Consider the following 12,084-nt stretch of genomic DNA (forward strand, 5'->3'; position numbering starts at 1 on the left):
TAATATCATCAAAGGTTGTGCTCAGCACACGCCTACAAACCCGTGGTAAATATCAAGTTGGTTGGGTGTATCTTTAAAAAGGAGTCATCCATGATAATCCTAGACCTACCCCTACAAGTAGAAACGCAGATTGTACAAATTGCCAAACAACAAAATATGTCGGCAAGTGATTATCTTGTGTCAATGGCAGAAAAGTTGGTTGATGAGCAACAACCCCAATCCTTCTTAGCACCCCAAGAAGAGATTGGTGATGATGAGTTTTTTGAGCTAACGGGTATTCGCTCTTTACCGTCATCAGCTAATGCCCAGCCAGTTACCAATGACTATATCAATGAGTTAAGGGGAGAGTATGGTATCTAAAATCGCATTGCCACGCATACCGCTATCGATATTGGCGAGCAGGATTTTATTAGTTTAATCAATTAAAAAATCATCTATCAACAATCAAAAAATTTTATCAAACATTCTTCCCAAAATCCATCAACCGCCCCCATTATGCGTTATAATAACCCAACCTTTTTTGGAGAAAACCCATGACCAGACATTTTGATTATATTACCATTGGTGGCGGTAGTGGCGGTATCGCTTCTGCCAACCGTGCCAGTATGTACGGCAAAAAAGTTGCCGTGATTGAAGCAAAGCACGTTGGCGGAACGTGCGTCAACGTAGGCTGTGTACCCAAAAAAGTGCTGTGGTACGGAGCGAACATGGCAACCGCCATTCACAACTACGCCCCTGATTATGGTTTTGAGCTTGATGTCATAAACTTTGATTTTGCCAAACTTGTCGAAAACCGCACCGCTTATATTAACCGCATTCATCAATCTTATAAAAACACCTTTGAAAAAAACGGCGTAACCTTAATCAACGGCTTTGCCAAATTTCTTGACAAAAATTCAGTAGAAGTCAGCTATGACAATGGCGAGACCGAGACCATTACCGCCGACCATATTTTGATTGCCACAGGCGGTCGCCCACACCGTCCAAACATACAGGGGGCAGAATACGGCATTGACTCGGACGGTTTTTTTGATTTGACCGAACTGCCAAAATCGGTGGCGATTGTTGGCGGTGGCTACATTGGCGTTGAGATTGCAGGCGTGATGAATGCCTTGGGCGTGGATACGCATTTGTGCGTGCGTAGCGGTATTTTAAAGAGTTTTGATAAAGATATTGTAGAAGTTTTGCAAGATGTCATGGACAAAGACGGCGTTACGTTCCATACGGGCGTAAATCCTGTTAAAATTGAAAAAAATGACGGTCTGACCGTGTATTTTGACAATGGCGAAACCCTAAATGTAGAATGCCTGATTTGGGCGACAGGGCGTGTGCCAGCGACTGATGTCATTGACTTGCACAAAACAGGCGTGGCAACCAACGAAAAGGGGCAAATCATCGTGGATAAATTCCAAAACACCACGGTAGACGGCATTTATGCGGTGGGTGATATTATTGAAAACGGCATTGAGCTGACCCCTGTGGCGGTGGCGAGCGGTCGCAGACTGTCCGAACGCCTGTTTAACAATAAGCCCGATGAACACCTAGATTATAGCAATGTCGCCACGGTCGTGTTTAGCCATCCGCCCATTGGTACGGTCGGCATGAGCGAAAAAGACGCCATTGACGAGTTTGGGGCGGACAAGGTCAAGGTCTATAAATCCAACTTCACGCCCATGTACTCTGCCATTACCGCTCATCGTGAGCCGTGTCGCATGAAACTTGTGTGCGTGGGCGATGATGAAAAAGTGGTGGGCTTGCACGGTGTGGGCTTTGGTGTGGACGAGATGATTCAAGGTTTTGCTGTCGCCATAAAAATGGGGGCAACCAAACGTGATTTTGATAACACCGTTGCCATTCATCCGACAGGGTCTGAAGAGTTTGTTACGATGAGATAAATGATTGTTTTGTAGACAAAAATGGTATTTTTAAAATTTGGATATGTAGGGGTAAATCACATTCGCCCTGATAAAGCATATTCAATGTAGGTTTTTAACCACAAAAAGACAAATTGCCTAGGCGGTTTGTCTTTTTGTTGTTGGAGTTAAAGTCGCCATTGAAAGGCATATAAAAAGCCCATTTAAAAAACAATACTAAATGGGCTGTGTGTCTAAATCCGTGGTTTGCTTTGGGTGAAATCACATCCCATCCAAGTACTTCTCCGCATCCAACGCTGCCATACAGCCTGTCCCTGCCGATGTGATGGCTTGGCGGTAGATATGGTCTGCCACGTCCCCACAAGCAAACACGCCGTCAATGCTGGTGGCGGTGGCATTGCCGTCCAGTCCGCTTTTTACCACGATGTAGCCGTCTTTCATAGTAAGCTGACCGTCAAAAATGGCGGTGTTTGGCTTGTGTCCGATGGCGACAAACATTCCCATGGCATCGATTTGTTTGGTGGTGCCGTCTGTGTTTTGGATAATCACGCCTGTTACGCCCATGTCATCGCCCACGACTTCTTTGACACTGCTGTTCCATTCAATCGTGATGTTGCCGTTTTTGACTTTTTCAAATAGTTGGTCTTGCATGATTTTCTCGGCTCTAAGGCTATCACGGCGGTGGATTAGGGTAACATGGCTTGCGATGTTGGATAGATACAAGGCTTCTTCTACGGCGGTGTTGCCTCCACCGATGACGACGACTTTTTGGTTTTTGTAAAAAAAGCCGTCGCAGGTGGCACACGCTGACACGCCACGCCCCATAAATGTCGTTTCACTCTCCAAGCCTAGATACTGAGCAGTTGCTCCTGTGGCGATGATAAGAGCATCACAAGTATAAGTGCCGTTGTCGCCTGTTAAGGTAAAAGGGCGGTTTTGTAGGTCGGTGGTGTGGATATGGTCATAGATAAGCTCGGTGCCAAAACGCTCAGCGTGTTCTTTCATGTTATCCATGAGTTCACCCCCCGTTAAGCCCTCTTTTCCGCCTGTCCAGTTGTCAATCTCGGTGGTGGTGGTAAGCTGTCCGCCCAGTTGTAGCCCTGTGATAATGACGGGGTTTAGGTTGGCACGGGCAGCGTACACCCCTGCTGAGTAGCCTGCTGGTCCTGAACCTAGAATGATGAGTTTGTGATGAGTGGTCATAATATTTCCAAAGGTAAAAAGGTAAGATGATAAGATGAATGCTTTTAACTGTAAGCCATCAGTCACTTAAAGTTAAAACCAAGGCAAAAAGTAAAGCCATAATATGCGTCTGCCCGCCCAAATTGCAAGCACCACGCACGCTAAAATTTAAAATCCGATGATTGATAAATAAGATGATGGCTTGCTTGTATAAATTTTAAACAAAGTCAGGCACGCCACTATGAAAGCGTAGCTCCCCATCAGGGCTATCTATCAGCTCCGCTTCCACCGCCCGAAAAAACGCCACTCGCTCATCTATTGGCTCATCAGATACCGACTGGGCAAGAGCCAGATAATCTTCATAATGACGGCTTTCGGATTTGAGTAAGTATTTATAATACTTTGATAACTTTTCATCATCAATCACATCCGCCAATGCCGAAAATCGCTCACACGAACGAGCTTCGATAAACGCCCCGATAATCAGCACGTCTATCATGCCGGCAGGCTCCCACGTGCGTTTGTGCTTTAATAGCCCCTTGGCGTATCGCCCCGCAGGCAGGTGCGACCATGCGATACCACGTTCTTTCATGAGTTCTAACACCTGCTCATAGTGGAGCATCTCTTCACGCACCAGCTGGGCAAGTTTTTCTTGCAAATCCTTGTGAAACTCATAACGAAAAATCAAATTCATCGCCGTCCCTGCTGCTTTTTTCTCGCAGTTGGCGTGGTCTTGCATGAGTAGGGGGAGATTATCTTTGGCGACAGCGAGCCATTTATCGTTGGTTTTTGCCCCCAAAAATGCATGAATATGGCTGATGTCGGTTTTGGCTTTGGTACGGCTAGCGATGACGTGCAAGTCATCTTCGGGCAGTATGTCGGTCATAAATATTTCCAATATTGATTAAACATTAAAATCATGGATATATTTTAGCATGATTTAACCATCTGTGAACCCGTTTTGGTTGTCACGTACAGCCACAAATTGATTATTTTTCACACAATAGTGCAATATAACACATATAAAACATTAATACATTTATCTAAAATTAATGCTATATAACTTCATGTCATGTCAAAAAACATCATCCAATTAAAAAATATTCTCAATGTTTACAAATTTTTTGGAAATCAGTAACATTATAAATCATTGATAAATATGTATTTTTTTAAATTTATTTAAAAAAGTGTGAATTTTTGTGATAAAAGGTGTTGCAAAATATGACAAAATTGGTATTCTATACACACGGTATGGGATTGATGACTGTTTTTGTCTATTGTGTTAAACTTATGCAAAATTTGATACATGATTATCAAAAAATGTAAAAGTTGTCACGAATATGTCACGAAACTATGATGAAATGCCCATATTGGCAATAACTTAAAACCGCGATAGGTTGTTAAGTGGTTATTAGCTTATCACATCGGGTGCAAGCGTACAGCAGCCCCATCACTAAAAATGTCAGTGGAGAAACCCATGAAAAAACTACTTTTAGCGTCAGCCGTTGCTGCTCTGTCTATCACAGTTGCTCAAGCTGCCCCACAAGTTTATGGTAAAGCGTTCTTGACTCTTGATGTACAAGACGGTAATAGCAACAGTGCAAGCAAAGACTCTCGTACCCAACTAAACTCTAACGCCTCTCGTATCGGTTTTAAAGGTTCAGAAGCTCTAACTGTCAATACTGACCTTGTGTATCAATTAGAGTATGGTATTGATGTTGATGCCAATGAAGATCAATTCTACTCTCGTGATACGTTCTTGGGTCTATCTAATAAGCAATATGGTATTTTGCTTGCTGGCCGCTTGAGTGCCATTGATGGCATGGTTGACTATGCTAATGTAACAGAAGGCGGTGTTATCGGTGGTAATAATGTGCTAGCCGCTATTGATAGCCCACGTGCTAACAATGCCCTTGCGTATGTCTCTCCAAAATATAACGGTGTTAACTTCCTAGGCATGTATGTTCTTGATGAGAACAACGGTACAGATACTTTGGCTCGTGACGCATTCGGTGTTGGTGTTCAATATGAACCTACCAATACCCCATATCGTGCCGGTGTTAGTTATATTCAAGCAGGTGACTTAAGAGCAGCTCGTGTGAGTGGTGCTTACGATCTAAGCCCTGCAACTACTGTTGGTGCATTATATCAAAACACCAAGCTTGTAAAAGGCGGTGAAAAAGAGAATGCTTTCACTGTATCTGCTGAACACAAGCTAGTACAAACCCCTTGGACTGCTTACGGTCAGCTAGACTTTGTTGATAACGCACGTGGCAATAAAGATGCTGAAATCTTCCGTACCGTAGTTGGTAGCAAATATGCCTTTAACAAAGCAACCACTGGTCATCTATATGGTGCTTACCAACGTTCTGAAGGTGTTAACCTAAGCAATACTGCTACTGGCAACAAAGCAAATGCTTATGGTGTCGGTGCAGGTCTAGAATACAAATTCTAATTTGTATCACACTCTTACAAAAACCCGCCTGATGGTGGGTTTTTGCTGTTTTATATTTTGTCTTTTTTAGTCATCCCCTTTTTTAGCTACCCCTTAACGTCAAGCTCCGTCCACCGTCCACCGCCAAAATCTGCCCTGTGATATAAGGAGCGTTCGCCAAAAATAGCACCGCTTGGGCGATGTCATTGGGCGTACCGATTTTTTGCAAAGGAACCGATTTTGTTAGCTTGTCTTTGATGGCATCGTCTAATTCGTTGTTTTTGTTATCTTCTGGAAAAATATTCACACCAGGGGAGACGCCATTGACCCGCACGCTTGGAGCAAACTCCAACGCCAAGGACTGCACCATGCCCAGATGTGCCGATTTTGCCATGTTATAAATGGGGTAGCCGATAAAGGGCTTATCTCGTGCGTGAATGTCAAGCAGGCTGATAATCGCCCCATGATTTGTGATAAGCTCATCTTTAAAAACATGACTTAAAAATAGTGGAGCTTTGGCATTGGTCAAAAACAAATCGTCCCAGTCCGTTTGCCACTTATCCAAATCATCATTGACATCACTTGGATAAAAACTTGACGCATTATGCACCAAAACATCAATCCGCCCAAATAAAGCTATGGCGTGATTTTTAAAATCTGCCAATGTATTTTTATCATTGACGATAGCCAAATCCGCCTTGATGATTTTGGCACTATTATCACAAATGGCATTTAATTCATCTGCCAAATTTTGAGCATCTGTTTGGCTGTGATGATAATGGATAATAACATTAAAGCTTTTGTTGTGAAAGGCTTGGACGATTGCCTTGCCAATGCGTTTTGCTCCGCCTGTGATTAGGGCGACTTTTTTCATAAAATTGCCTTTTTTAAAAATTCGCTTAATTTTAATAAGCGTAACCGTGTCAGCTCATCGCCAATTTGTTTACCTTTTAATGATTTATCGATATCGTTAATCGTTGCCGACTGATAAAGGCTCATGGCGTGATGAAAAAATTCACGATTGATTGTTTTATTATTTACTATTTCTACCGCATTAATCAAATCAAATAATACCGTTTTGTCTTTTTGGGCTTTGGTATTTTCTATTAACATTAATAATTTATCGGCAGAAATGTCTTGATAATGGGTTAATTCATCAAAAAGCGTGATGAATAATTGGGCAAATTGCGTAATGGCTTTGGGCGTTAATAACCGCTCGCACAGTTTTGATAAATCCGCTTTATTATCCAAAAATCCATAGGTTAATATGGCAAATTTGATATGCAATGGCTTATCGTGGGCGGTTTTTAATTTATCAAAAGTGGTTTGGCGAATGGTGTTATTTTGCCAAATGGTGTTTAGCTCGGGTAGAATTTGTTTTAAAATATCTAAATCAAATAACAGTTCAAAAAACGCAAACGCACACATCTCATCAAAAGCCTTCACGCATTCCGTCCAAATCCGCTCACGGCTAAGGTGCAAAAGCTCCCCCCGACTGGCAATGCTTTGCATAAGGTAAGCGGTGTCAGGGGCGACCGTAAAACCCAGCTCATAAAAGCGGGCATAAAAGCGAGCGACTCGCAATACACGAAGCGGGTCTTCGCTAAATGCAGGGGATACATGGCGTAAGAGCTTGTGGCGTAGGTCATTTTGTCCGTCATAAAAGTCCACCACTTGCCCTGTGCGTGGCGTGTCGTCAAACAGTCCGTCAACTTCTATGGCAAGGGCGTTTATCGTCAAATCTCGGCGTGCCAAATCGTCTTGTAAGCTCACTCCGTCCGTCTGTACAGCAAAACCTTGATGACCTTTGCCGTTTTTGCGTTCGGTGCGAGCAAGGGCGTACTCATTATAGGTGTGCGGGTGCAAAAACACAGGAAAATCCGCCCCCACTTGGGTAAAGCCTTGGGTGAGCAGGTCGGCAGGACTTGCCCCCACCACCATAAAATCTTTGTCTTTGATGGGGTGACCTAAGAGCGTATCACGCACCGCCCCACCAACCAAATATACTTGCATGGTAAATCTTTTTTGATAAATTTGGCTCATTGTAGCGTAAATTAACCAATAAAAAAAGCACCCTGATGAGTGCTTTTTGGGTTTGACCGGCTTATTTTGCCATGTCCTGAGCGTCCGATACCGATAGGGCGGTCATGTTGACGATGCGACGAGCGGTCGCAGAAGGTGTCAAGATATGCACCGGCTTGTCCGCACCTAGCAGGATAGGCCCTAGGGCGGCCGAGCCTGTGGCGGTTTTTAGTAGGTTAAAGGCGATGTTGGCACTGTCAAGCGTTGGCATAATAAGTAGGTTTGCCGAGCCTTTTAAGGTGCTAAATGGATAGCTGTGCTGACGCATACGCTCATCTAGGGCGGTGTCGCCATGCATTTCGCCATCAAACTCAAAGTCCACGTTCATCTTTGTTAAGATGTCATGCACCTGACGCATTTTGAGAGCAGAAGTACGGTCTGATGCCCCAAAGTTAGAATGTGACAGTAGGGCGACTTTTGGTGTGATACCAAAACGACGTACTGCTGCGGCTGCCAAAATGGTCATCTCGGCAAGCTCTTCGGCGGTTGGGTCTTCGTTGATGTAGGTATCAGCGATGAACAGGTTGCGGTTTTGCATGAGTACGGCACTCATGGCGTAGAAGTTGGATACGCCATCTTTTTTGCCGATGACTTGATTTAGGTATTTTAAATGCAAGTGATAAAAACCAAACGTACCACAAATCAAGCCGTCCGCATCGCCAAGCTCGACCATGAGTGAGCCGATAAGCGTGGTTTTACGGCGAACATCACGACGAGCCAGCTCTAAGCTGACGCCATTGCGTTGATTGGCTGTGTAGTGATATTCGACATATCTGTCGTAGTGGGGGTTGTTGTTGGGGTTGATGATGGTAATGTTTTGACCATCGACCAAACGCAGACCGAGATTGTCGATTTCTTGGTTGATAATCTCGGGGCGACCGATAAGGATAGGCTGGGCGATTTGCTCGTCCACCACCACTTGCACCGCACGCAACACATTGATGTCTTCACCTTCGGCATAGACAATACGTTTGGGGTTGGCTTTTGCCTTGTTGAAGATGGGCTTCATGGCAAGAGCAGTATTATAGATGAACTCAGACAATTTTTGGCGATAGACATCAAAGTCTGCAATCGGCAAGGTTGCCACGCCTGTGTCCATCGCAGCCTTGGCAACAGCAGGGGCAATCTCTAGGATAAGATTTGGCTCCAAAGGACCGGGGATAAGGTACTCACGCCCAAAGCTTTTGCCAGTTTCGTCTTTTTGACTGTCCACAGACGGGGTGGATTCGGTGTGAGCCATCGCTGCGATGGCGTGTACGCACGCAAGCTTCATCTCTTCATTAACGACAGTTGCCCCAACGTCCAATGCCCCACGGAAAATATAAGGGAAGCATAGGGCGTTATTGACTTGGTTGGGGTAGTCTGAGCGACCTGTCGCCATAATCACGTCCGAACGCACCGCATGGGCAAGCTCGGGCATAATCTCAGGGGTTGGGTTGGCAAGGGCAAAGATAATCGGGTCTTTTGCCATTGAGCGTACCATATCTTGGCTGACCACGCCTGGCCCTGACAGACCTAAAAATACGTCGGCACCGTTCATGACTTCGGCAAGGGTGGTCTTGTCGGTATCACGAGCAAAGCGGGCTTTGGATTCGTCTAGGTTTTCACGGCTTGTCGTGATAACGCCTTTTGAGTCAAGCACATAGATGTTGTTTTTGTTGGCTCCAAGTGCCACAATCAAATCAAGGCAACTAATCGCTGCCGCCCCTGCCCCTGAGCAGACAAGCGTAATCTCGCCGATGTTTTTGCCGTTAAGTTGTAGAGCGTTTAGCAGGGCGGCGGCTGAGATGATGGCGGTACCATGCTGGTCGTCATGGAATACAGGAATATTCATGCGTTCACGCAGTTCACGCTCGATTTTGAAGCACTCAGGTGCTTTGATGTCTTCTAGGTTAATCCCGCCAAAGGTCGGCTCCAAGCTTGCCACTGTCTCGATGAATTTGTCGGGGTCGGTCTCATTAATCTCAATGTCAAACACATCAATGCCAGCGAACTTCTTAAATAGCACGCCTTTACCTTCCATGACAGGCTTGGACGCCAATGCACCAATGTTGCCAAGCCCAAGCACAGCAGTACCGTTGGTAATCACGCCAACTAGATTGGAGCGAGCGGTGTATTTGGCGGCAAGTTTAGGGTCTTTTTCGATTTCAAGACAAGGCACCGCCACGCCAGGGGAGTAGGCAAGAGCTAGGTCTCGTTGGTTGGCAATTTGTTTGGTGGGAGTGACAGAGATTTTACCAGGACGGGGGTGTTCGTGGTAATGCAGGGCGTTTTGTTCAAATTGTAAACGCTGAGCATCCGCTTCGGATAAAAAAGCGGTGTCGTGAGTTTTGTCCTGTGCAGGAACATCTTGATGAGCCATAATGCTTTTCCAGGTTGTTGAGAATAAAAACTATGAATAAAAATCACTTTATTTTAACATGATTTTGGGGGTCATGCTAGGATTTGTTTATGGGTGTTTCTGTCTATTTTTTGGTTTGAAAAAAACACCGCCCAAAGGCGATGCATGGATTAAGACAGAGCAGTTTGTTTTTTTGCCATTTTAACATTCAATAGTAACATGGCAATGACCACCCCAAGACCAATAACGTCCGTCATGGTCTCAGGCACGATAAGGCAAAACGCCCCAATAGCAGTAACAACCCTCGCCCATATCGGTAGCGTGGTCTTAAAGTAACCCTCTACGGACGCTGATAGAGCAAGCACGCCAATAATGGATGTGGTGGCAACAGTAGCAATAACGTGCCATGCTGGCATGGCAAACTCTTTGGCGGTAACTGCCATGTCGGTAACATCAATCATCATCATGTTGGGGTTATAGACAAACATAAATGGCACGATAAAGCCAGCCAATGCTAGTTTGAGTGACTGCCAGCCTGTTTTCATGGGGTCACCCCCAGAAATACCCGCTCCTGCAAAGGCAGCCAATGCCACAGGTGGTGTGATGTTGGCAAAAATCCCAAAATAAAACACAAACATATGAGCCACCAAAATCGGCACATCAAACGTTGCCAAGGCAGGGGCTGCCATCGTGGCGGTAATGATATAGGCAGGAATGGATGGCAAGCCCATGCCAAGCACCATAGAGGCAAGCATAGTGAGAAGTAACGTCAAGAACAGCGAGCCTGCCCCAAGCGTTACGATGGACGATGTCATGACTGTACCAAAGCTCGTCAGGTTTACCACACCGATGACCACGCCCACGACCGCACACGCTGCCATGACTGATAGCGACTGTTTGGCACCGTCTTCAAATGCCCCTAAAATGTCCTTAAAGCCCATGCTAGTCTCAGGACGTAGCCAGCTAATCACGATGGTTGCCCCAATGGTATAGGCAGCAGCATAGCCAATCGGCACGTTTTTGGCAAGTAGTACCACCAAAAACACGATGGGTAGGAGCATATGTCCACGAGCTTTTAGAACTTCTTTGGCACGGGGCAAATCCGCCTTGGGGATGCCACGCAAGTTAAGCTTACCTGCTCTAAAATGCACCTGAGCAATCACGCCCAGATAGTACAGTAGGGCAGGCAGTACCGCCGATAGGGCGATGGTGCTGTATTTGACCCCTGTGGTTTCTGCCATGATAAAGGCGGCCGCTCCCATAATGGGTGGTAGGATTTGTCCACCGACAGATGCACTGGCTTCCACCGCCCCTGAGAATTCTTTGCTATATCCCACACGTTTCATGAGTGGAATGGTAAATGCCCCTGTGCCAACCACGTTGGCAACAGCAGCCCCATTGATAGAACCCATAAAGCCACTAGAAATCACCGCCACCTTGGCAGGGCCTCCTTGTTTATGACCTGCCAACGCCAACGCCAAATCGTTGAACAACTGTCCCATACCAGAGCGAGCCAAAAACGAGCCAAATAAGATAAACAAGAAAATAAAGGTAACAGACGCACCGATGGCGGTCGAGTATAGCCCTTCGGTTTTTAGGTATAATTGTCCAAAAATATCGCCAAAATCATAAGGGCGTGTCAGTAGGCGATCAGGCATAAAATCCATGTGGCTGATAAATGGATACGCCAAAAAAACTAAGGCAAAAATTGGTAAAATCCACCCTGTAATCCGCCGTGCCATTTCCATAACCACCACCACCGTGATGATGGCAAAGACGATGTCCATTTGGTTGGGGATACCACCCCGTACGGTAACGATGTCTTGGTATTGCCATATCAAATAGCCAGCACTGGACAAGGCAAGAGCCACCCAAATCCAGTCATACCAAACGACCTTTTGACGGCTGGATTTTTTGGCGGGGGGATAGATTAAAAAAATAAGAGCCGCCCCCACTGCCACGTGGATAGAGCGTTGCACCAGTTCGGGCAGGGGGTTGAAGGTGATGTATAAATGAAAAATCGAGTACAAAATGGCAATGCCAGCAATCAGATAACACACCCAGTTGTTTTTGGGGTTTCGAGTGACAGATTCTCGGTCAAATTTTTCTAAAATCTCTTGAGCTTTACTGTCTGATATGCCAGTATCGTCAGGGGTTTTTGCATTTGTCAT

Annotated in this window: 9 protein-coding genes; 3 read left to right on the forward strand and 6 right to left on the reverse strand. The window is 45.4% G+C overall.

Features of this window, described 5'->3' with window-relative positions:
* Positions 1 to 90: 90 nt before the first annotated feature.
* A complete protein-coding gene (locus tag LP107_RS03655) occupies positions 91 to 360 on the forward strand; it encodes a hypothetical protein (RefSeq protein WP_264675936.1) in 270 nt (89 codons plus the stop codon).
* 173 nt (positions 361 to 533) lie between these two features.
* A complete protein-coding gene (gene gorA / locus LP107_RS03660) occupies positions 534 to 1,895 on the forward strand; it encodes a glutathione-disulfide reductase (protein WP_264675935.1) in 1,362 nt (453 codons plus the stop codon).
* A gap of 240 nt (positions 1,896 to 2,135) precedes the next feature.
* On the opposite strand, the gene trxB is transcribed toward gorA, so the two are convergent.
* A complete protein-coding gene (gene trxB / locus LP107_RS03665) occupies positions 2,136 to 3,077 on the reverse strand; it encodes a thioredoxin-disulfide reductase (protein WP_112742532.1) in 942 nt (313 codons plus the stop codon).
* A gap of 196 nt (positions 3,078 to 3,273) precedes the next feature.
* Positions 3,274 to 3,942 (reverse strand): MiaE family protein, encoded by a 669-nt coding sequence (locus tag LP107_RS03670; protein ID WP_078273996.1) that lies wholly within the window; start codon positions 3,940 to 3,942, stop codon positions 3,274 to 3,276.
* Positions 3,943 to 4,533: 591 nt separating this feature from the next.
* Between LP107_RS03670 and LP107_RS03675 the strand changes: the two genes are divergently transcribed.
* A complete protein-coding gene (locus tag LP107_RS03675; RefSeq protein ID WP_112742531.1) occupies positions 4,534 to 5,511 on the forward strand; it encodes a porin in 978 nt (325 codons plus the stop codon).
* Between the two features lie 82 nt (positions 5,512 to 5,593).
* Here LP107_RS03675 and LP107_RS03680 read toward each other — a convergent pair whose 3' ends face one another.
* The 4 genes from LP107_RS03680 to LP107_RS03695 all read right to left on the reverse strand — a co-directional run bounded on the left by LP107_RS03680 (position 5,594) and on the right by LP107_RS03695 (position 12,084).
* Positions 5,594 to 6,364, reverse strand: a complete 771-nt coding sequence (locus LP107_RS03680; RefSeq protein ID WP_112742530.1) for a pteridine reductase — start codon at positions 6,362 to 6,364, stop codon at positions 5,594 to 5,596.
* Positions 6,361 to 7,503: a tRNA nucleotidyltransferase/poly(A) polymerase-related protein gene (locus tag LP107_RS03685; RefSeq protein WP_112742837.1), complete on the reverse strand. Its 1,143-nt coding sequence runs from the start codon at positions 7,501 to 7,503 to the stop codon at positions 6,361 to 6,363. Before LP107_RS03685 ends, LP107_RS03680 begins: the two co-directional genes overlap by 4 nt.
* Positions 7,504 to 7,594: 91 nt before the next feature.
* Complete coding sequence (locus LP107_RS03690; RefSeq protein ID WP_112742529.1) at positions 7,595 to 9,934, reverse strand: NADP-dependent malic enzyme; 2,340 nt, start codon at positions 9,932 to 9,934, stop codon at positions 7,595 to 7,597.
* A 149-nt stretch (positions 9,935 to 10,083) separates the two neighbouring features.
* Positions 10,084 to 12,084: a TRAP transporter permease gene (locus LP107_RS03695; RefSeq protein ID WP_112742528.1), complete on the reverse strand. Its 2,001-nt coding sequence runs from the start codon at positions 12,082 to 12,084 to the stop codon at positions 10,084 to 10,086.

The organism is Moraxella bovis (assembly GCF_025985205.1).
Classification (GTDB): domain Bacteria; phylum Pseudomonadota; class Gammaproteobacteria; order Pseudomonadales; family Moraxellaceae; genus Moraxella; species Moraxella bovis.